The 18,737-nt window shown below is 60.8% G+C and carries 21 protein-coding genes; 10 read left to right on the forward strand and 11 right to left on the reverse strand.

Annotation, left to right across the window (positions count from 1 at the left end):
- Positions 1 to 81: 81 nt before the first annotated feature.
- Positions 82 to 1,062: a pseudouridine synthase gene (locus ACN5AZ_RS12895; RefSeq protein WP_419429298.1), complete on the reverse strand. Its 981-nt coding sequence runs from the start codon at positions 1,060 to 1,062 to the stop codon at positions 82 to 84.
- A gap of 75 nt (positions 1,063 to 1,137) precedes the next feature.
- Here ACN5AZ_RS12895 and ACN5AZ_RS12900 point away from each other — a divergent pair, with 75 nt between their 5' ends.
- Complete coding sequence (locus tag ACN5AZ_RS12900) at positions 1,138 to 1,587, forward strand: nucleoside deaminase (protein ID WP_419429299.1); 450 nt, start codon at positions 1,138 to 1,140, stop codon at positions 1,585 to 1,587.
- A complete protein-coding gene (locus ACN5AZ_RS12905) occupies positions 1,587 to 2,132 on the forward strand; it encodes a pseudouridine synthase (protein ID WP_419429300.1) in 546 nt (181 codons plus the stop codon). Before ACN5AZ_RS12900 ends, ACN5AZ_RS12905 begins: the two co-directional genes overlap by 1 nt.
- 3 nt (positions 2,133 to 2,135) lie before the next feature.
- Here ACN5AZ_RS12905 and hemF read toward each other — a convergent pair whose 3' ends face one another.
- The 4 genes from hemF to clpS all read right to left on the reverse strand — a co-directional run bounded on the left by hemF (position 2,136) and on the right by clpS (position 5,428).
- Positions 2,136 to 3,017 carry an oxygen-dependent coproporphyrinogen oxidase gene (gene hemF, locus ACN5AZ_RS12910; RefSeq protein WP_419429301.1) on the reverse strand — a complete coding sequence of 294 codons (882 nt, stop codon included), beginning with the start codon at positions 3,015 to 3,017 and terminating at the stop codon, positions 2,136 to 2,138.
- Between the two features lie 199 nt (positions 3,018 to 3,216).
- Positions 3,217 to 4,017 carry an SDR family NAD(P)-dependent oxidoreductase gene (locus tag ACN5AZ_RS12915; RefSeq protein ID WP_419429302.1) on the reverse strand — a complete coding sequence of 267 codons (801 nt, stop codon included), beginning with the start codon at positions 4,015 to 4,017 and terminating at the stop codon, positions 3,217 to 3,219.
- Between the two features lie 40 nt (positions 4,018 to 4,057).
- The gene (locus tag ACN5AZ_RS12920; protein ID WP_419429303.1) at positions 4,058 to 5,041 is read right to left on the reverse strand and encodes a class I SAM-dependent methyltransferase; all 984 of its coding nucleotides are present in this window, start codon (positions 5,039 to 5,041) and stop codon (positions 4,058 to 4,060) included.
- A gap of 36 nt (positions 5,042 to 5,077) precedes the next feature.
- Positions 5,078 to 5,428: an ATP-dependent Clp protease adapter ClpS gene (clpS, locus tag ACN5AZ_RS12925; protein WP_419429304.1), complete on the reverse strand. Its 351-nt coding sequence runs from the start codon at positions 5,426 to 5,428 to the stop codon at positions 5,078 to 5,080.
- 90 nt (positions 5,429 to 5,518) lie between these two features.
- Between clpS and ACN5AZ_RS12930 the strand changes: the two genes are divergently transcribed.
- Together ACN5AZ_RS12930 and ACN5AZ_RS12935 are read left to right on the forward strand one after the other, a co-directional pair.
- Positions 5,519 to 6,220, forward strand: a complete 702-nt coding sequence (locus ACN5AZ_RS12930; protein ID WP_419429305.1) for an HAD family hydrolase — start codon at positions 5,519 to 5,521, stop codon at positions 6,218 to 6,220.
- Positions 6,221 to 6,531: 311 nt separating this feature from the next.
- Positions 6,532 to 7,995, forward strand: a complete 1,464-nt coding sequence (locus tag ACN5AZ_RS12935) for a D-alanyl-D-alanine carboxypeptidase family protein (protein WP_419429306.1) — start codon at positions 6,532 to 6,534, stop codon at positions 7,993 to 7,995.
- Between the two features lie 64 nt (positions 7,996 to 8,059).
- Here ACN5AZ_RS12935 and ACN5AZ_RS12940 read toward each other — a convergent pair whose 3' ends face one another.
- A complete protein-coding gene (locus tag ACN5AZ_RS12940) occupies positions 8,060 to 9,043 on the reverse strand; it encodes an NAD(P)H-quinone oxidoreductase (protein WP_419429307.1) in 984 nt (327 codons plus the stop codon).
- 74 nt (positions 9,044 to 9,117) lie between these two features.
- Entirely contained in the window at positions 9,118 to 9,792 is a 675-nt protein-coding gene (locus ACN5AZ_RS12945; protein ID WP_419429308.1) for a COQ9 family protein, read from the reverse strand.
- Positions 9,793 to 9,910: 118 nt separating this feature from the next.
- Between ACN5AZ_RS12945 and rpsU the strand changes: the two genes are divergently transcribed.
- Entirely contained in the window at positions 9,911 to 10,117 is a 207-nt protein-coding gene (gene rpsU, locus ACN5AZ_RS12950) for a 30S ribosomal protein S21 (RefSeq protein ID WP_008207378.1), read from the forward strand.
- A gap of 75 nt (positions 10,118 to 10,192) precedes the next feature.
- Here rpsU and ACN5AZ_RS12955 read toward each other — a convergent pair whose 3' ends face one another.
- The gene (locus tag ACN5AZ_RS12955; protein ID WP_419429309.1) at positions 10,193 to 10,582 is read right to left on the reverse strand and encodes a VOC family protein; all 390 of its coding nucleotides are present in this window, start codon (positions 10,580 to 10,582) and stop codon (positions 10,193 to 10,195) included.
- 90 nt (positions 10,583 to 10,672) lie between these two features.
- Positions 10,673 to 11,701: a uroporphyrinogen decarboxylase gene (gene hemE / locus ACN5AZ_RS12960; RefSeq protein ID WP_419429310.1), complete on the reverse strand. Its 1,029-nt coding sequence runs from the start codon at positions 11,699 to 11,701 to the stop codon at positions 10,673 to 10,675.
- 87 nt (positions 11,702 to 11,788) lie between these two features.
- On the opposite strand from hemE, the gene hemC reads away from it, so the two are divergent.
- Positions 11,789 to 12,745 carry a hydroxymethylbilane synthase gene (gene hemC / locus ACN5AZ_RS12965; protein ID WP_419429311.1) on the forward strand — a complete coding sequence of 319 codons (957 nt, stop codon included), beginning with the start codon at positions 11,789 to 11,791 and terminating at the stop codon, positions 12,743 to 12,745.
- 17 nt (positions 12,746 to 12,762) lie between these two features.
- Here hemC and ACN5AZ_RS12970 read toward each other — a convergent pair whose 3' ends face one another.
- Positions 12,763 to 13,737 carry a DMT family transporter gene (locus tag ACN5AZ_RS12970; protein WP_419429312.1) on the reverse strand — a complete coding sequence of 325 codons (975 nt, stop codon included), beginning with the start codon at positions 13,735 to 13,737 and terminating at the stop codon, positions 12,763 to 12,765.
- A 118-nt stretch (positions 13,738 to 13,855) separates the two neighbouring features.
- Here ACN5AZ_RS12970 and ACN5AZ_RS12975 point away from each other — a divergent pair, with 118 nt between their 5' ends.
- The 4 genes from ACN5AZ_RS12975 to ACN5AZ_RS12990 all read left to right on the forward strand — a co-directional run bounded on the left by ACN5AZ_RS12975 (position 13,856) and on the right by ACN5AZ_RS12990 (position 17,556).
- A complete protein-coding gene (locus ACN5AZ_RS12975) occupies positions 13,856 to 14,806 on the forward strand; it encodes an ABC transporter ATP-binding protein (RefSeq protein WP_419429313.1) in 951 nt (316 codons plus the stop codon).
- A complete protein-coding gene (locus ACN5AZ_RS12980) occupies positions 14,803 to 15,564 on the forward strand; it encodes an ABC transporter permease (RefSeq protein ID WP_419429314.1) in 762 nt (253 codons plus the stop codon). Before ACN5AZ_RS12975 ends, ACN5AZ_RS12980 begins: the two co-directional genes overlap by 4 nt.
- A 243-nt stretch (positions 15,565 to 15,807) precedes the next feature.
- Positions 15,808 to 16,263: a cupin domain-containing protein gene (locus ACN5AZ_RS12985; protein WP_419429315.1), complete on the forward strand. Its 456-nt coding sequence runs from the start codon at positions 15,808 to 15,810 to the stop codon at positions 16,261 to 16,263.
- A gap of 63 nt (positions 16,264 to 16,326) precedes the next feature.
- Positions 16,327 to 17,556, forward strand: coding sequence for an MFS transporter (locus tag ACN5AZ_RS12990; protein WP_419429316.1), 1,230 nt, complete (start codon positions 16,327 to 16,329; stop codon positions 17,554 to 17,556).
- On the opposite strand, the gene ACN5AZ_RS12995 is transcribed toward ACN5AZ_RS12990, so the two are convergent.
- Positions 17,483 to 18,712 carry a Hint domain-containing protein gene (locus ACN5AZ_RS12995; protein WP_419429317.1) on the reverse strand — a complete coding sequence of 410 codons (1,230 nt, stop codon included), beginning with the start codon at positions 18,710 to 18,712 and terminating at the stop codon, positions 17,483 to 17,485. The genes ACN5AZ_RS12990 and ACN5AZ_RS12995 overlap by 74 nt on opposite strands.
- Positions 18,713 to 18,737: the final 25 nt, after the last annotated feature.

Consider the following 18,737-nt stretch of genomic DNA (forward strand, 5'->3'; position numbering starts at 1 on the left):
TCTAAAACGGGCAAAAACACGGCATTCGGCGGGAAAAACAGAGAAAGGGTTAACCTCGTGTTATCCCCTCCTCAGAAGCCTTCACCCCTTGCGTGGAGGACGCCCAGACCCTTTTCCCGCAGGGGGGCGGGGTCCTTTGGGGCCGGATCGCTTGGCCGTACCGCCGGGTTTACTGCCGCCCGAAGGGCGACCGGGACGGGCGCTGTTTCTGGCAGGTTCCCCGCGTCCCCCCGGTTTCCCGGACGGCGCACGCACAGGGGCATCCGCGCGCGGCTTGCGGTTGCGTTGCACCCGCGGCTTGGCCTTGGCTTCGCCACCGGCAGCGGGCGCATCTTCCATCCCCAGTTGATCGCGCAGGATCTTGCGGCGGATTTCCTGCACCTCCCCCTCTTTCATCTGGCCCAACTGGAACGGACCATAAGAAATGCGGATGAGGCGGTTCACGTTCAGGCCGATATCACCCATGGCGCGCCGGATTTCACGGTTCTTCCCCTCGCGCAGACCGACCGTCAGCCAAGCGTTCGCCCCCTGCTGGCGGTCGAGCGTCACGATCATCGGCTGAAAGGTCTCGCCATCCACGGTGATGCCCTTGCGCAGCGGCTCCAGATCGCTGTCGGTCGGACGCCCGTTCACACGCACGCGGTACCGGCGCAACCAGCCGGTCGACGGCAGTTCCAGCTTGCGCTTCAATCCGCCATCGTTGGTCAACAGCAGCAAGCCTTCGGAATTAAGGTCCAGCCGGCCCACCGTCATCACCCGCGGCAGATCCTCGGGGAGCGCATCGAAAATGGTCTTGCGTCCCTGCTCGTCCTTGTTGGTGGTCACAAGGCCCGCAGGCTTGTGATACATCCACATGCGCGGCTCTTCAGGCGCAGCCAGCGGGGCCTCGTCAACGGTGATCTTGTCACGGTCGGTCACATTCAGCGCGGGCGATGTCACCACCTTGCCGTTCACAGCCACACGGCCATCGGCAATCATGCGTTCTGCATCGCGTCGGCTGGCCAGCCCTGCGCGCGCGATAACTTTGGCGATTCGATCACCGGGAGGGGTCTTGTTTTCCATGCAGGCGTCATACCGCGACCAACCAAACGGGGGAAGCGCCTTTCCCGTCCCGAAGGCAAAGGATAGAAGGCCGCCATGATCTTTCGTTCGCATATGCAGGCTGCCCTGTCCGAGGCCCGAGCCGCCGCCGCCCGTGGCGAGGTGCCTGTGGGCGCCGTTGTGGTCGCACCCGATGGCGGGATCGTCGCAAGTGCGGGCAACCGGACGCGAGAGCTGAATGACCCCACCGCCCATGCCGAGGTGCTGGCCATCCGCGCGGCCTGTCACGTGGCCGGGATGGACCGGTTGCCGGGTCATGATCTGTACGTCACGCTGGAGCCTTGTCCCATGTGCGCCACGGTCATTTCATTCGCGCGGATCGCCCGCCTGTATTACGCCGCCTCCGACCCCAAATCCGGCGGCGTGGAAGCCGGTGCGCGCGTTTTCTCGCATCCCCAATGCCACCACGTGCCGGAAATATACGACGGCATCGACGCCGACAGCGCTGCCACACTGTTGCGCGATTTTTTCAAGGAGCGCCGCTGATGGCCCGGGTGATCTTGCTGAACAAACCCTACGGAATGTTATCGCAGTTTACTGACAAAGGCACCGAAGGCTCCAGCCGCCCGACATTGTCCCAAGTGGTTAATGTGCCCAATGTTTACCCGGCCGGACGTCTGGACCGCGATTCCGAAGGGTTGCTGGTCCTGACGGATGACGGGCGTCTTCAGGCGCGGATCGCCTCGCCCAAATACAAGCAGCCAAAAACATATCTGGTGCAGGTCGAAGGCATTCCCGACGCAGGGCAACTTCAGTCCTTGCGCGACGGTGTGACGCTGAAAGACGGCAAGACACGGCCCGCGCTGTGCGAGCAGATTGATCCCCCCGATCTGTGGGAGCGTGATCCGCCGGTCCGCTATCGCAAAAGCGTTCCCGACAGTTGGATCTCGCTGACCATTCGCGAGGGCAAGAACCGCCAGGTGAGACGTATGACAGCCCATGTGGGACTGCCCTGCTTGCGACTTGTGCGCTGGTCCGTAGGGGACTGGAGCCTTGAGACGCTCGCGCCCGGTGAATGGCGCGAGATCTAGGAGTCAAACCCACTTGGCCAAGGGCGGCAGGCTCATCAATACGGCGTTTGGATCGTGACCTGTCGCCAATCCAAACTTCGTGCCGCGATCATAAACAAGGTTGTATTCCGCATAGAGCCCGCGATGGATCAGTTGCGTTTCTTTGTCCGCATCTGTGCAGGGCTGAAGCCTGCGCTTTTCCACCAAAGGCAGGTAGGCCGGCAAGAACGCGCGCCCGATGTCCTGCGTCAGGGCAAAGTCCGCGTCCCAATCACCCGTATTCCGATCGTCCATGAAAATGCCGCCCACACCACGGGCGCGCTTGCGATGCGGGATGTAGAAATATTCGTCCGCCCATGCTTTCAGCCGCGGATAAAGGTCCGGGTCATGCGGATCCAGATGCCTCTGTTGGGTGGCATGAAAGTGTGCCGTATCTTCCGGATATTCGATGCATGGGTTCAAGTCTGATCCACCACCAAACCACCAGGCGCCGGGAGTCCAGAACATTCTGGTATTCATATGAACAGCAGGGCAGTGAGGGTTCTGCATATGGGCAACAAGACTGATCCCCGAAGCCCAGAAACGAGGGTCTTCCGCGATGCCAGGCACGCCGCGCGCGGCCATCGAAGACTGCGCGGCTTCGCCCAATGTGCCATGCACCGTCGAAACGTTGACCCCAACCTTCTCGAACACGCGGCCGCCGCGCATGACGCTCATCAAGCCGCCGCCGGCATCACTGCCATCCTCCGTCGTCCGCCGGGTAGGCGTCACGTCGAATATACCAGCCGATCGGTCGCAGAAGGGGCCTGTGTTGTGTGAAGCCTCCAGTTCTTCAAAGGCTGAAACGATCTGGTCGCGAAGCTCTCTAAACCAATCACTGGCTTTGCGCTTTTCACTTTCCATCATTTTGATTGCCTCTCATGTTTCAGCGGTTGGCATGGGACCTTTTCGGTTTAGGAACGCCAACGTCCTTGGGTTTGGCACCCTGCGGAACCGGGGCGCTGCCCCGGACCCCGAGGTATTTTTCCAAGGAAAAACATTCGCGCTTTTTCTTGGTTCAAATACCTTGGGGGTCTGGGGGTGAAACCCCCAGCCAAGTCTCTCCTCAATGGATCGGGGCTGCGACCGGGTCCAACAATGTGCGGCCGCCATCAACAGTCATGACTTGGCCGGTCATAAAACCTGAACTGTCTGATGCGAGAAATTGGACCGTTTCCGTGAGTTCGCGCGCAGACGCGATGCGTCCAAGGGGAGTGTGCGCTTCGATCAGGGGGCGCAAGTCACGGTTCTCCTTGAGGACCTGTTTCAGGCTGGTCGACATGACAGAGCCAAATGCCACGGCGTTAACCCGTATGCGTGAGGGAGCAAGGGCGACCGCCAGTGAGCGTGTCATCTGGTCCATTGCAGCGCAGCTGACAGAGTAGGCCAACAGGTTGGGATGTGTGCGACGCGCAGCGATAGACGACAGGTTCACAATTGCGCCAACCTGACCTTCTGGTTGTTGCTCGGCCTGTTTGATCATGCGTTTTGCGACCATCTGCGACAGCCGATAGGCATTTGTCAGGTTTTGGCTGAGCATCAGCTCCATTGTGTCGTCGTCGGGGTCTAGCGGATCGGAGGCCAGGACCTGTCGAGAACCGTTCACCAAGATGTCCACCCGATCATAAGCGTCCAGCGTTGCAGACAGAAGGTTGGCCATGGTTAGCCGTTCCCGGAGATCGCCCGCGAAGTATTTGATATTGCTGTCCTCGTCAGACTTATCGCATTCTTTACAAAGTTGCGCTTCGTCCATGTCGGCAAGCATGACGTTTGCGCCCTTTTCAGCGAAATGGCGCGCAATGGCGAGCCCGACGCCATTGGCAGCGCCGGTGACAATGGCCGTTTTGCCTTCGATTGAGAAGCTCATGAGTGATTCCCTGACAGTCTGTCGGTGACACTAGCGCGGCTTAGCGCCTGGTGCGAATGGGCCGGGTGGCGTGCAGCAATTTGAAGCGGTTGTCGCCGCCGATTTCGGCTGTTTCGCGGAAGAGTTCGGCAAGTGTGGTTTCATAGGGCAGGTGCCTGTTGGCGACCATGTACAGCTGACCGTGGGGCGCCAGAGCGCGGGCTGCAGTTTCAATGAAAGCGCGCCCCAGTGCCGGATCGGCTTTGCGTCCGATATGAAATGGGGGGTTCATAACGACACAGTCGAGCTTGGCCGGTGGGGTCCAGTCGGTGGCATCCGCCCAGTGGTAAACTGCGCGGCTATCGTCGAGGTTGCGGCGGGCGCAGGACAGCGCCGCGTGATCGCTTTCGACAAGGTGGAGCGTTTTGACGCCCTCTTTCGCCAAGATCTCGCGCGACAGCCAGCCCCAACCAGCGCCCAGATCCGCCGCATGTCCTTTCAGCGCCGCTGGCAATGCCTGAGCCAATGCGCGGGAAGCCGGATCGGCGGCGTCCGCAGAAAATACGCCCGGTGCCACCCAGTCGCCCTCGGCGTTCTGGTGCATGTCGGGACGCGACCAATCTGCCAGGGCATCTCCGGGTTTGAGCCAGAGGCACTTACCATGCGCCTTCGACACCTGCCCGTCGATCCGGGTGCGTTTCTTTACCGCTTTGGCAATAGATTCGATGCCGTCGGTTTTGGCCCCATCGATCACCAGAAGGTCCGCATGGGCCGCCGCCTCCGCGAGCCATGCCTCAGCAAGGTCGCGGGCACGGGGGAGGGTGACGATTGCGCAGGCATAGCGGCCCTCGGGCGCAGTACGCACCGTGACGCCGTGGGCTTGCCATGCGGTTGTTGCGACCGCATCGCGCTGGATGACGGTGACCTGCGATGGATCAATGCCGGACAAAGGCGCATCGGCAGGGGCGCCGAACAGCGCCACAGGCCCATCGGGCAATTCCAATGCGCCTTGGTCCATGGCGTAACGGATGCGTTCAGAACTCATGGCGATTGGCCCCCTGATGCTGCGAAAGTCTTGGGCCTATTCCTTTTCCATGGTGCACTGCAAGGGGTGCTGATGGCGGCGGGCAAAGTCCATGACCTGTCCCACCTTGGTTTCCGCGATCTCGTGGCTGAAGACACCAACCACGGCGACGCCCTTTTTGTGAACGGTCAACATGATCTCGAACGCTTGCGCGTGGGTCATGCCAAAGAACCGTTCCAGAATGTGAACGACAAACTCCATCGGCGTGTAATCGTCGTTGAGCAACAACACCTTGTACAACGGCGGGCGTTTGGTGCGCGGTTTCGTGTCGACAACGACACCCGCGTCACCTTCTCCGTCGTCGGGGGCGTTGCCTGTCATTGTCCAGCTCGAAGAAGCGTGCATCATGGGTGATCTTGCTTTGCGGTTGCGGAATTGGCCTCTTTATATAGCCGTAGCGCCCACGGCGAAAAGGGGGCCGCTTAGGATGAGGACCAAATGGCGCAGAATCTTTTAACAATAGGTTTCGATGCAGACGATACGCTTTGGCACAATGAGCGGTTTTTCAAGCTGACCCAAGAGCGATTCGTCGAGCTTTTGAAGGACCATGCCGAGCCGGAGCATCTGGAGCAGCGACTGATCGCAGCCGAACGCCGCAATATCGGGCACTATGGCTTTGGCGTGAAGGGTTTCGTTCTGTCGATGATCGAAACGGCGCTGGAGGTGACGGACAACGCGGCCCCCGGCCATGTGATCAAGGACATCATGATGACCGGGCGCGATATGCTGGCCCATCCGCTGGAGCTGTTGCCCCATGCACAAGAGGCGGTGGAGGCGGTCAGTGCCACGCATCATGTGGTGCTGATCACAAAGGGCGATTTGCTGCATCAGGAACGTAAGCTGGCGCAATCGGGCCTGGGGGATCTGTTCAACGCGGTCGAGATCGTCTCCGACAAGCAGCCCCAGACCTATGCGCGTATCTTCGGCGGCTCCCCCGGCGGTCCCGCGCAGGCGATGATGGTGGGGAATTCGATGAAATCCGATGTGGTTCCAGCAATCGAGGCGGGCGGCTGGGGTGTTTTGGTGCCGCATGATCTGGCGTGGGCTTTGGAGCATGCCGAGCCACCTCAGTACGCCGACCGCTATCGCGAGATCGACGATCTGTCACATTTGCCTGATCTGGTTCGTGAGATCGGGTGAGGCGAGAACGCTGCCACAATTTTGCCATGTTTGCCCCGTCTTTGCCACATTCATACACTTAGGGGGTGACGCCCCCTTAGACCCCATATGTGGATGGCGCATTTTTGCAAAAGCCAAGTTTTATCAATTATCTGTGGGTTTTCCGAAAGCGCCTCCTATGGTAAGTAATCAGTAACCAAGACGCCCACAGAAAGGTGTCAGGCAGAAATACCTACCGAAAAATCGGGGGTCGAGGCAGAAAGGCAGTGGTCGTGACGGGACGTCGCAGGCAGTGGGGTCGTTTGGCCCTTTGGATTATCGCGTTTGTCTGGATGGCGGTGTTTGTACCGATCCATGCGAATGCGGCCCCCTACGCAGCGATGGTGATGGATGCGCGCACCGGTAAGGTGTTGCACGCGCGCAATGCTGACACGCGTTTGCATCCGGCATCGCTTACGAAAATGATGACGCTGTATATCGCCTTTGAGGCGGTGCAGAACGGCGAGCTGACCATGGACACATTGGTCACCGTCACAAAGAATGCCGCGGCAGAGCCGCCCTCCAAGCTGGGTCTGCGGTCAGGGCAGAAGATCGCGCTGCGGTATCTGGTCCGTGCCGCTGCGGTGAAATCCGCAAACGATGCCGCCACCGCGATTGGCGAGGCCATCGAAGGGTCCGAAGCCGCCTTTGCGCGTCGTATGAACCGCACCGCTCAGGCGATGGGCATGTCGCGCACCACGTTCAAAAACGCGCACGGTCTGACCGAAGAGGGCCACCTGTCCACGGCGCGGGATATGTCGCTTCTGGGGCGGCACATGATCTACGACTATCCTGAATATTATAACCTGTTCAGCCGTGTCACAGCGGATGCAGGGGTGCGGACCGTATCCCACACCAACCGCCGTCTGCTTGAAAGCTATCGTGGTGCCGACGGGATCAAGACCGGCTATACGCGCGCTGCGGGCTTTAACCTTGTGGCCTCTGCCGAACGGGGCAACGAGCGGGTGATTGCCACGGTCTTTGGTGGGCGCTCCACCGCGACGCGCAACGCCAAGGTGGCAGAGCTTCTGGATCTCGGGTTTTCCCAGTCGCCCAGTCGTGTGGCGTTGAACAAGCCGTCCAAGCCGCCTTACCTTGGCAAGGGCGCTGGGCCGTCGGGCATTGCGGTGGCCAATTCCGCCACACCCGAACCCGGCACAGGGGCGAAATCGATCCGCGTGGCCAGTGCGGCTGTGACCCGCAGTCTGCGCCCCAATGCCCGTCGTGCGGCAGAGGTCCCCGGTGTTCCTGTGGGCGAGGTTGCCCCCTTGGTCGCAGAGCTTGAGAGCGAGATCGAAGAGGTGCTGCGCGACGTCCAACAAACCGCAGCCGTGGCCGCGCCGCCCGAACCTACGCCATCGGCGCAACCGATCGAGGTTGCCGCAGCTATTGCCGCCCCACAGGCGTCGATCAAACCGGCAGCCCGTCCGGCAGGTGTGATTCGGGCGCGTGCCGTCGAGCTGGATAAGCCGACGCCTGCGCGTGAGGCCGAGGTGGTCACCCGCCTGTCGACCAACGACAGCCGCCATTGGGGCATTAACGTGGGGCGCTACCCAAGCCGCTTTGCCGCCGAGAAGGTCCTGTTGAAAACGGCGCTGACGGAAACCGGCACGCTGGATGGATCCCTGCGCAAAGTGGTTCAGGGCGCGCGCGGATTCGATGCGAACTTTATGGGGATGACCCGTGATACTGCCGAATTGGCCTGCAAACGTCTGCAGGCGCGTCAGGTCACATGCTTTATGATCGGGCCGAGCTAAAGGCCTAAACCTGCAAGAAATTAAACGACGGGCAGGCCAAGCGCCTGCCCGTTTCATGTCCAGCTTAGGGTGCGACGGACAAGACGATTTTGCCGATATGGGTCGACCCTTCCATGCGGGCATGGGCTGCGGCGGCATCGTTTAGCGCGAATTCGGAATCCATCACCGGCGCGATTTTTCCCTGATCGAGCAGCGGCCAAACCGTTTCGCGCAGGGCTGCGGCGATTTCGGCCTTGGCGATGTCGCTTTGCGGGCGCAGGGTCGAGCCGGTCACGGTCAGGCGCCGCATCATGATCTGGGCAAAGTTGATGTCCGCCTTGGGTCCCTGCAAAAAGGCGATCTGCACCAGACGCCCGTCATCGGCCAAGGCACGCAGGTTGCGGGCGATGTAATCGCCGCCGACCATATCAAGGATCAGGTTCGCGCCGCCTGCGTCTTTGAGGACCTCGACGAAGTCCTCTTCGCGGTAGTTGATGGCGCGGTCTGCGCCCAGATCGGTGCAGGCGGCGCATTTGTCCGCTGATCCGGCGGTGGCAAAGACATGAGCCCCGAATTGCTTGGCCAGTTGGATGGCCGTCGTGCCGATGCCCGAAGAGCCGCCATGCACGAGGAACCGCTCACCCGCCTTCAAGCCACCGCGCATGAACACATTGGACCAGACCGTGAAATAGGTTTCTGGCAGGCAGGCGGCCTGTTTCAGGTCCAGCCCTTGGGGGACAGGCAAGCAATGGGTGGCCGGTGTGGCGACATATTCCGCATAGCCACCGCCGGGCAGCAGGGCGCAGACCTGTTCGCCCACTTTGGGCCAGCTCACATCCGGGCCGACCTCAACCACTTCGCCAGAGGCCTCCAGACCCGGCAGATCGGATGCCGTGGGCGGCGGCGCATAGCTGCCCGCCCGTTGCAGCGCGTCAGGGCGGTTCACACCGGCATAGGCAACCTTGATGACGACCTGTCCGGCGGCGGCCTGTGGCATGGGGCGCTGGCACGGTTGAAGCACGTCCGGCCCGCCGGGCTTTGTGATTTCGATGGCACGCATCTGGGGCATTGCGGTCTCCTTTGATCTAGCGGGCAAGCTAGGTCGCCCGCGTGTCAGGGGAAACCCCGGATGCGCAGAAGGGTTCAGGGGGTCCAACCACCGGGCAGGTCGTCGCGCCGTGCGGCGGGGGCCTTGATCCGGCCAAGGATGCGGGCGGGGCCTGCGGCAAGCGCGCTGAGCAATTTGTTGTCCTGCACGCCCGCCTTGGCCTTTTCAAAGCGCATGACGTCCTCGATCCGGCGATCCAGAAAGGCCCATGTTGCGTCGCTGCCCAGCGAATCGTCACCAAGCCAGAACAGCACGGTGGAGGAATAGACCGCCGACAGGGTCATGCGTTTCGTGTACCAGTTCACGTCATCAGAGCTGTCGCCAAGCGCGGTCCAGATCGCATCGGCGGTGCCCCAGATCAGCCGCGCGCCTTCGGGGGCGTAGAAGGGCAGGGCGAACAGGGTGGTGCCACGGCGCACGGCCTCTCGGTCGGCGGCGGCCTCGATCCGCGTGCGTACGGCAAAGGCCACCTTGTCGCGAAAGCGCATGTCGGACAGGTCCGCCTGTTCCAGACGTTCGATCATCGCGGCATCGCCGCGTTTGTGGTAGGCAGCGGCCAGATCCACGGCTCCGCGCGGGAACAGAGCGCGGGCCACGGTCGGGTTGACCTCGGCATCCTGCACGGCGGCGCGAAACGTGGTCTCGGACCAGCCATCAAAGGCCACATGCATCATCGCCGCATCCAGCAGCCGGTCGGCAGTATCGGGCATCTTGCGCGTTCCTTTCATTGACGTGACCACAGGGTAGACAAATAGAGCGGTGCTTGCTATAGGGCCACTTCCTGCAATTCTTTATGCAACTCAAACCTAGAAAGGTGGTGAAAACCACATGCAGGTCAGTGTTCGTGACAACAATGTCGATCAGGCGCTCCGCGCTCTGAAGAAAAAGCTGCAGCGCGAAGGCGTGTTCCGCGAAATGAAGCTCAAGCAGCATTTCGAGAAGCCGTCCGAGAAGAAAGCCCGTGAAAAGGCTGAAGCAATCCGCCGCGCCCGCAAGTTGGCTCGTAAAAAAGCCCAGCGCGAAGGTATGCTCTAAGAGCTGTCGCTTCCGAACCAAACGTATTGGCGACCCCCGAGACGGCTGTCTTCGGGGGTTTGTCGTCTTTGGTGATCAGTCCCAAGCCGCGTTTTGCAGCACAACGCGGTAGCCATCGGGGTCTTCAAATGTCTCGCCTAAGCGGTCCCAATAGGGGTTGAGCGATGGCACCGGCGTAAATCCCGCGCGCCGCATCCGGTCGCAGGCCGCCTGCCAGTCGTCTGGGTCGGGCAGGTAGAACACCACCAGATTGTCGCGGGTGGGTGCCCTCCCTGCGGGATGGTCAGGGTGTCGGGTGAATTCAAAATGGTAGGCCGCGCCTTTGGCCCCGAGCATAACCCCGTCAAAGCCGTCGTGATCAGCGAATCGCCCGAGAATCTGCAGCCCCAGCCCATCGCAGTAAAAGGGCAGCAGCGCATCGATGTTGTCGGTGGGCCGCGCAATGCGGATGCTTTGGGGCTGCATTGGTTATCCTGTGGCGGTTACCCCTGAATCATGTCGCCCGAAGATGACCGGGGCAAGACCGCGCTGCGGTTGCGCCCCGTGCCAGTGGTATCATTTGCCGCGAATCGTATCGATCATGATCTGCACGTTTTCGGGATCGGCGTCAGGAGTGATGCCATGGCCGAGGTTGAAGATATGCGGCCCGTTCGCCAGCGCATCCACCACATGACGTGTTTCATCAATCAGGGCCTGCCCGCCGGTCACCAGATGGGTGTTCTTCAGGTTGCCTTGGACACAGCCGCCGGGCTGGACGTTTGCGGCAATCCATTCCGGTGTCACGGAATCATCGACTGCGACGCAATCGACGCCTGTGGCCTTGTGAAAGCCCACATATTTGTCACCGGCCTGACGCGGGAAGCCGATGATCGGCAGATCGGGAAAGCGCGATTTAAGCGCGCTTGTGATGATGCGGGCGGGCTCCAGCGCGTAGCGGTCGAAATCCTCCCCCTTGAGCGAGCCTGCCCAGCTGTCGAAAATCTTCACGACTTCGGCGCCTGCTTCGACCTGTTTGGTCAGATAGTCGATGGTGCCTTCGGTCAGGCGATCAATCAGCGCCTCGAACAGGGGGCGGTTTTCGGCCTTCAGCGCATGGGCGGGGCCTTGGTCCTTGGTGCCCTGACCGGCGATCATGTAGGTGGCCACCGTCCATGGCGCGCCCGCAAACCCGATCAGCGTTACGTCTTCGGGCAGTTCACGGCGCAGGATCTTGACCGTCTCGTAGATCGGGTTGAGCGTGTCGTGGATCATCTCGCCACGGCCAAGCTTGTCGAAATCGGCCTGCGTGGTGACGGTGGACAGGCGCGGCCCTTCGCCTGTGACAAACCAAAGATCGGCCCCAAGCGCCTGTGGCAGCAACAAGATGTCGGCAAACAGGATCGCCGCGTCAAAGCCGTAGCGGCGGATCGGCTGCAGCGTGACCTCGGCCGCCAGTTCGGGATTGTAACACAGCGACAGAAAGTCACCGGCTTCGGCGCGGGTGGCCTTGTATTCGGGCAGATAGCGGCCCGCTTGCCGCATCATCCAGATCGGAGGGGTGGGCAGGGTCTCACCGGCCAGTGCGCGCAGAATGGTCTTGGTCATGGGGGCCTCCGTCAGGTGCTTTGGGTGGCACTTAGGGCAAACTGCGACAGGTTGCCAGCCGACAGCCTGACGCATAAAGGTTTGGCTATGACTGATATGCCCTCGCCCTCTGCCCCGCTGAAGATTGGAACACGTGGTTCGCCGCTTGCCTTGGCGCAGGCGTATGAGACCCGCGAACGCCTTATGGAGGCCTTTGATCTGCCGATCGACGCTTTCGAGATCGTGGTGATCAAGACCACGGGCGACGACCGCGCCCTGATTGCGCGGGACATTCCGCTCAAGGAAATCGGCAACAAGGGTCTGTTCACCAAAGAGATCGAAGAGGCGCTGCTGGCCGGTGCCATTGATATCGCGGTGCATTCCATGAAGGACATGCCCACGGAACAGCCCGCAGGCCTGCTGCTGGATTGCTACCTCCCGCGCGAGGACACGCGCGATGCCTTTATCTGCCCACACGCCGACAGCATTCACGATCTGCCGCAGGGGGCGGTTGTGGGCACATCGTCGCTGCGGCGGCGGGCGCAGTTGTTGAACCGCCGTCCCGATCTGCAAGTGGTGGAGTTCCGGGGCAACCTGCAGACGCGTCTGAAGAAGCTCGACGATGGCGTGGCTTTTGCAACGTTTCTGGCCTGTGCCGGACTGAACCGGATGAAAATCCCCGCCGTGCCGATGCATCCCATTGCTACCGATGACATGCTGCCCGCGATTGCCCAAGGGGCGATCGGTATTGAACGGCGGATGGATGACGCGCTGACAGAGCGGCTTTTGGCGGCCCTGCATCACCATGACACCGGATTGCGACTGGCGGCGGAACGGGCGTTCCTTGCGCGGCTTGACGGGTCCTGTGAAACGCCGATTGCCGGTCTGGCAGAGCTTCACGGCGACCAGATGCGCCTGCGGGGCGAGATCCTGAAAACCGACGGGTCCGTGTCCCATGCGGACGAGATCCACGGCCCGATCAAAGACGGTCCCGCGCTGGGCCGTCAATTGGCGGAAACCCTGCTGGCCAAGGCCGGAGCGGATTTCTTCGACCACCTGACCTGAGCGTTCGGGGCGCGCGGTTAGCGCCGCCCCCACCGCGTCCGCCGACCGGGCAGGGGTTGGTTGCGTGTCTGTTCTCGCAAAAAGACAAACAGCCCCGCGCCGATGATCAGGGCGCAGCCGATCCATGTGGCCACGGTCGGCCATTCGCCAAACGTCACCCAGCCCCAAAAGATCGCCAGCGGCAGGCCGATGTATTCGAACGGGGCGATGGTGGCGGCGTCCGCCATACGGTAGGCGGCGCTCAGGCAATAGCCGACCATGCCTGAACACAGGCCCAGACCGATAAACACTGGCCAGTCCTCGGCCGTGGGCCATGTCCAGGCACGCAGCAGAAAGATCAGGCTTTCGTTTTCCACCCCTTCGGCAAAACGTCCGTCCCCTGCCACCAGAAAGAAGCCGGCAGACACCAGCAGGAAGGTGCCTTGGATATACACGGCCAAGGCCGAGGCACGGGTCGTCACCCCCAGTTTGCGCGTCAGCACTTGCATGAACGCATAGGCCAGCGCGGCCAGAACGGGCAGCAACAGCACGCTGCGGTCCACGGACAGATCGGCGTTCCACGGCTGCTGCATCACCAGCACACCGGCAAACCCGACAACCACCGCGCCAAGCCGCAGCGGACCGACCTTTTCGCCCAGCAAAGGGATCGACAGCAGCGTGATGAACAGCGGCGCGACAAAGAACAGCGCCGTGGCCTGCCCAAGGGGCAGAACGGCGACGGCGGCGTAGAACGTCATATTGGCCGTCACCACCAGAAGCCCGCGCAGCACATGCGGCCAAGGGGTCGAGGTGCGCAGCAGATGAAGCCCGCCTTCGTAGAACACCAGACCGAGGGTAAAGACCAGCCCGATGGCAGAGCGTGTGAACACCATCTGATGCAGGGGATAGCCGCCGGACAACACCTTGATCAAAAGATCATTCACCGAGATGACGACCACCCCGATACAAATGAGTAAAATGCCGAGGGCGGGATTGTCTGCTTTGCTGTTCATGCCCCGCTGATAGCAGGAAGCATGCTGCCAGCATATGTCATAAAACGTCATGAAGATAAGATATGCAGTTTTGCACAATTGCATTCCAAACCGGCGGGTTTACCTTCGCCCTGCGCAAATGAAAGGCATTCCCATGGCGATGGTCGATATCAAGGGCGTCAAGAAACGCTATGACGGTGGGTTCGAGGCGCTCAAAGGCGTCGATCTGTCCATCCAAGAAGGCGAGATCCTCGCTTTGCTGGGGCCGAACGGGGCGGGCAAGACAACGCTTATCTCGATTATCTGCGGCATTGCCCTGCCCAGCGAGGGCAGCATTACCGTCGGCGGACACGACACGATCACCGACTACCGCGCGGCCCGTAGCCTGATCGGTTTGGTGCCGCAGGAAATCAATCTGGAGCCCTTTGAACGGGTGATCAATGCGGTGAACTTTTCGCGCGGGCTGTTCGGCATGCCGCAAGACCCTGCGAAAACAGAGAAAATCCTGCGCCAGCTTTCGCTTTGGGACAAGCGCAACAACCAGATCAAGGAGCTGTCAGGCGGGATGAAGCGCCGCGTTCTGATTGCCAAGGCGCTGGCGCACGAACCGCGCGTGCTGTTTCTGGATGAACCGACCGCAGGCGTCGACGTAGAGCTGCGCCGCGAGATGTGGGACACGGTCGCCGAGCTCAAGGCGGACGGTGTGACCATCATCCTGACCACCCATTATATCGAAGAAGCCGAAGCCATGGCCGACCGTGTCGGGGTCATCAATCGCGGGCAGATCCTGCTGGTTGAGGACAAGGACGTTCTGATGTCGCGCATGGGGCAAAAGGCGCTGCGCATCGATCTGGTCACGCCGGTCGACACCATCCCCGAGGCATTGGCCGATTTCAACCTGACGCGCTCGCAGGATGGGCAGAGCCTGACCTATCTGTACGACACAAACGCGGAACGCTCCGGCATCGGGTCGCTGATGTCCGCGCTCAGCGGGGCGGGTCTGATGGTGCGCGATGTGCAGACCCATCAGAATTCGCTCGAAGATATTTTCGTAGGCCTCGTCGCCGAACAAGAAGGAGACGCGGCATGAACTGGTATGCCATCCGCGCGATTTACCGGTTCGAGATGAACCGCTTTTTCCGCACGCTGTTCCAAAGCTTTATCTCGCCCGTCATCTCGACGTCGCTGTATTTCGTCGTCTTTGGCGCGGCCATCGGATCGCGCATCGAAGAGGTCGAAGGCGTGCCCTACGGCGCCTTCATCGTACCGGGGCTGATCATGCTGTCGGTGATGACCCAAGGGCTGTCGAACGGCTCTTTCGGGATCTATTTTCCGAAATTTGTCGGCACAATTTACGAGCTGCTGTCTGCGCCGGTGAACTTTTTCGAGATTGTGATGGGCTATGTCGGGGCGGCGGCCACCAAGGCCCTGTTTATCGGGGTGGTGATCCTTGGCACCTCAGCCCTGTTTGTCGATTTGCAGATACAGCATCCGTTGGCGATGATCCTGTTTATGGTGCTGACCTGCGTCAGCTTTGCCCTGTTCGGGTTTATCATCGGGATCTGGGCCAAAAGCTTTGAGCAGTTGCAGCTGGTGCCATTGCTGGTTGTCACGCCTTTGGTTTTTCTGGGCGGGTCGTTTTATTCGATTTCGATGCTGCCGCCGGTTTGGCAGACGATCACCATGTTCAATCCGGTGGTTTACCTGATCTCCGGCTTCCGCTGGGCGTTCTTTGGTCTGGCAGATGTGCCGGTGGGAATTTCGCTGATGGCGATCACCGGCTTCTTTGCGCTGTGTCTGGGCATCATCTGGTGGATCTTCCGCACGGGCTGGCGCATCCGCAGCTGATCCCACAGGCGAATCAGACCCGCTGTGGGTGGCGGGTCTGGCATGGCCCTAATGCCGGGATGTCGCCTGTGGGAAAATGCGTGTCGCAGACAGATCACCTGCTGTGGTGCGGCAAGAAACCCCTTGTTTCATGGCGACATAAGGGTCGTTTTCCGGCCAGACCGGCGACGTTTCGACAGGCAGTCTGGTGCATGCGGATGGGGCATCCGCATTGCGCCACGGCCACGATAAAGGAGCGTCGCCATGCCCGATTTCATCTCCGACAGCCTGTCCGATTTCGGCCAGTTCGATCTGACAACCGCCGCGCTTGCGGCCTTGCCCGTGGTGGCAAATGCGGACCACGCCCCGTTGGAGGGCGGCGAGGACCCGGCCTTTGGCACCGTGCGCTGGCGCACGTTGTTTGACGGCGACAAAACGGCCACGTCGTCGATGGTTCTGGGCGTGGCAGAGTTTGGTCCCGAAGGCACCTTGTTGCCGCATCGCCATAGCCCGTCAGAAATCTATTTCGGATTGTCCGGACAGGGCACAGTCACCATCGACGGGGTGGCCCATGACATCGGCCCCGGAGTGGCGGTCTATGTGCCAGAAGACGCAGAACATGGCACCGTGGCGGGCCCCGACGGATTGCGGTTTCTCTATGTCTTTCCGCGCGACCGTTTTGCCGAAGTCGAATACAGGTTTTCGGCACAGTCGGTCTAGGCGCATGCGGCGGGCATGTAATTTTGCTCGCCAAACAGCGATTGCGGCGCTACTGCAGTGCGCATGAAACCTGTCGCCCTGTCTGATGCCCGCTCTTTGCCGTTTCACCGGCGTCCTTTGACGTTGTTGTTCTTGATGGCCATTGCGATGCCCTTGTCGTTTTCGACATGGTCGGCGTTGTTGAACAACTTTGTCATCGAAGCGGCGCAGTTCGACGGCTCTGACATCGGCTGGCTGCATACGGTGCGCGAGATCCCGGGCTTTCTGGCCATCGGCGTCATTCTGGTGCTGATGGTGATGCGAGAGCAGGTTCTGGCGCTCGTCTCGCTTGCGTTGCTGGGGGTGGCCACGGCGATCACAGCGTGGTTCCCGACGATGGGCGGGCTGCTGATGGTGACGTTGCTGTCTTCGATCGGCTTCCATTATTACGAGACCGTCAACCAGTCGCTGCAACTGCAATGGCTGTCCAAGGACCGTGCGCCGCAAATGCTGGGCTGGCTGATCACCGCAGGGTCGGGTGCGACCTTGATCGCCTATGGCATCATCGTGCTGACATGGGAAACGCTGGATCTGTCCTATGACACGGTTTTCATGGTGTCGGGGGCGCTGACCCTGTTGATCGTGGGCTATTGCGCCTTGGCCTTTCCCCAATTCGAAAGCCCCAACTCGCAGGTCAAGAAATTCGTTCTGCGCCGCCGGTATTGGCTGTACTACGCGCTGCAATTCATGTCGGGCGCACGGCGTCAGATCTTTGTGGTGTTTGCCGGGTTCATGATGGTCGAACGGTTCGGCTTTGAGGTGCATGAGGTCACGGCGCTGTACCTGATCAACCTGCTGGCCAACATGGTGATCGGCCCGATTTTCGGACGCGCGGTGTTCCAGTTCGGCGAACGCAACACTTTGGTGTTTGAATACATCGGTCTGGCCATTGTGTTTGCGCTATATGGCGGGATCTACTGGTTTGGCTGGGGCGTGCTGCTGGCGTCGATACTATATGTGGTGGACCACTTGCTCTTTGCCATGGCGCTGGCGCTGAAGACATACTTCCAGAAGATCGCGGATCCCGGTGATATCGCGCCGACCGCTGCCGTGGCCTTTACCATCAACCACATCGCTGCGGTGTTTTTGCCCGCGCTTCTGGGCTATCTCTGGCTGGTCAATCCCGGTGCCGTGTTCGGGCTGGCCACTGGCATGGCCTTGGTGTCCTTGACGCTGGCCCTTATGATTCCGCGCCACCCTGCGCCGGGGAACGAGACGCGGTTTGCTCGGATGATGGCTGCACCTGCTGAATAAGCCGAGCTTTTGCGCTGATCCGCTGACGATGTAGCAGGGATTTCGGCGCATTTCCGGGTCGCAGCAGCGGGCGGGCCGTGGTGGCGATTGTTTGGCAATGCTGTAGACTGCGGCTGACATATTCGCCCGGATATAGGCTCTCGCTCCAACAGCCATGGGCCTGCACGATCTCATGACGGTCGAACACAAGATGTACGTAAGTCACGCGCCGCACCCCTGCCATTTGGCGAACCCCGCGCCGACCGATCAGCGTTTTTGCAGGGACAAGGCAGTCCCCTATTCCGGGCAGCCGGAGCAAGATCCGGTGCTGAGGAGAAACCCGCATCGTGGCGCTGGGCACAGCAGGTCCCAGCGCGTCCGGCTTGATCTCGATCGGTTTGTGACGCGAATCGGCCTTGGCGAAATTCAGCTTCCTCGACATGATCGCCTTAATCGGTTGAGGACCATGGTCCAACGTCCAGACCAATTGGCCCACGCTCAGCCGATCTGCGCGGCACGGCCCTGAAGGCGTTTCAATCAGCGTGGCCGCGTCGAAGCAGATCACAACCCCACCATATGTATATTGCCCCGTCGCGTAGTCATACTGGTAGGAGAAACCGGCGTTTTGATCCTCGACCCCGGAATCGGCGGCTGCGTTGGACCGAGCGACCTCGCTGGTGCCGGTGAAGCCGGGCAAAGCGGTGAAATCTGTCGGTCCGTCAACCGACAAATCCAGCACAATGTAGTCGCCGGTATTTGGGTTGAGCAGTGCGATACCTTCCACGCGTGTGGAATCCCCCCAACCCTCGGACAGAAGGTTGGTGTTCACGCCGCCGGACCCGGATTCGATACCGCCCTCGCTGGCTTCCTGAGCATTGCTAGCAGGGGAGCCGCTAATCTCGTTGATAATGTGTAGGGTTTCGCCGGGCCCCAGCACCGTTCCGGGGGGGAAGACGTGATACAAGACATTTTGTGGGGGATCGTCGGCCCCGCCGCCGGTGGCGATAGACCAAATTTCCCAGCCGCTGACATCCAAAGGGGCACTGCTGATGTTCGCGACAGAGACGAATTCATCCTCTTGGGTCAAAGTCCCATCGCCGTCGGAGTCGAATTCCGCCCCGCCGCTGTTGTCGCCATAAAGTTGGCTGATGATGACTCCGTGTAGTGCTGCGACCATGCCGAACCCTTTCGAGACGCGGCCA

Source organism: Sagittula sp. SSi028 (genome assembly GCF_048553715.1).
Lineage (GTDB): Bacteria > Pseudomonadota > Alphaproteobacteria > Rhodobacterales > Rhodobacteraceae > Sagittula.

Coding starts and splice junctions, on each gene's coding strand:
- ACN5AZ_RS12895 (WP_419429298.1), bottom strand. CDS start 1,062: ATGGAAAACAAGACCCCTCCCGGTGATCGAATCGCCAAAGTTATCGCG.
- ACN5AZ_RS12900 (WP_419429299.1), top strand. CDS start 1,138: ATGATCTTTCGTTCGCATATGCAGGCTGCCCTGTCCGAGGCCCGAGCC.
- ACN5AZ_RS12905 (WP_419429300.1), top strand. CDS start 1,587: ATGGCCCGGGTGATCTTGCTGAACAAACCCTACGGAATGTTATCGCAG.
- hemF (WP_419429301.1), bottom strand. CDS start 3,017: ATGATGGAAAGTGAAAAGCGCAAAGCCAGTGATTGGTTTAGAGAGCTT.
- ACN5AZ_RS12915 (WP_419429302.1), bottom strand. CDS start 4,017: ATGAGCTTCTCAATCGAAGGCAAAACGGCCATTGTCACCGGCGCTGCC.
- ACN5AZ_RS12920 (WP_419429303.1), bottom strand. CDS start 5,041: ATGAGTTCTGAACGCATCCGTTACGCCATGGACCAAGGCGCATTGGAA.
- clpS (WP_419429304.1), bottom strand. CDS start 5,428: ATGATGCACGCTTCTTCGAGCTGGACAATGACAGGCAACGCCCCCGAC.
- ACN5AZ_RS12930 (WP_419429305.1), top strand. CDS start 5,519: ATGGCGCAGAATCTTTTAACAATAGGTTTCGATGCAGACGATACGCTT.
- ACN5AZ_RS12935 (WP_419429306.1), top strand. CDS start 6,532: ATGGCGGTGTTTGTACCGATCCATGCGAATGCGGCCCCCTACGCAGCG.
- ACN5AZ_RS12940 (WP_419429307.1), bottom strand. CDS start 9,043: ATGCCCCAGATGCGTGCCATCGAAATCACAAAGCCCGGCGGGCCGGAC.
- ACN5AZ_RS12945 (WP_419429308.1), bottom strand. CDS start 9,792: ATGCCCGATACTGCCGACCGGCTGCTGGATGCGGCGATGATGCATGTG.
- rpsU (WP_008207378.1), top strand. CDS start 9,911: ATGCAGGTCAGTGTTCGTGACAACAATGTCGATCAGGCGCTCCGCGCT.
- ACN5AZ_RS12955 (WP_419429309.1), bottom strand. CDS start 10,582: ATGCAGCCCCAAAGCATCCGCATTGCGCGGCCCACCGACAACATCGAT.
- hemE (WP_419429310.1), bottom strand. CDS start 11,701: ATGACCAAGACCATTCTGCGCGCACTGGCCGGTGAGACCCTGCCCACC.
- hemC (WP_419429311.1), top strand. CDS start 11,789: ATGACTGATATGCCCTCGCCCTCTGCCCCGCTGAAGATTGGAACACGT.
- ACN5AZ_RS12970 (WP_419429312.1), bottom strand. CDS start 13,737: ATGAACAGCAAAGCAGACAATCCCGCCCTCGGCATTTTACTCATTTGT.
- ACN5AZ_RS12975 (WP_419429313.1), top strand. CDS start 13,856: ATGAAAGGCATTCCCATGGCGATGGTCGATATCAAGGGCGTCAAGAAA.
- ACN5AZ_RS12980 (WP_419429314.1), top strand. CDS start 14,803: ATGAACTGGTATGCCATCCGCGCGATTTACCGGTTCGAGATGAACCGC.
- ACN5AZ_RS12985 (WP_419429315.1), top strand. CDS start 15,808: ATGCCCGATTTCATCTCCGACAGCCTGTCCGATTTCGGCCAGTTCGAT.
- ACN5AZ_RS12990 (WP_419429316.1), top strand. CDS start 16,327: ATGAAACCTGTCGCCCTGTCTGATGCCCGCTCTTTGCCGTTTCACCGG.
- ACN5AZ_RS12995 (WP_419429317.1), bottom strand. CDS start 18,712: ATGGTCGCAGCACTACACGGAGTCATCATCAGCCAACTTTATGGCGAC.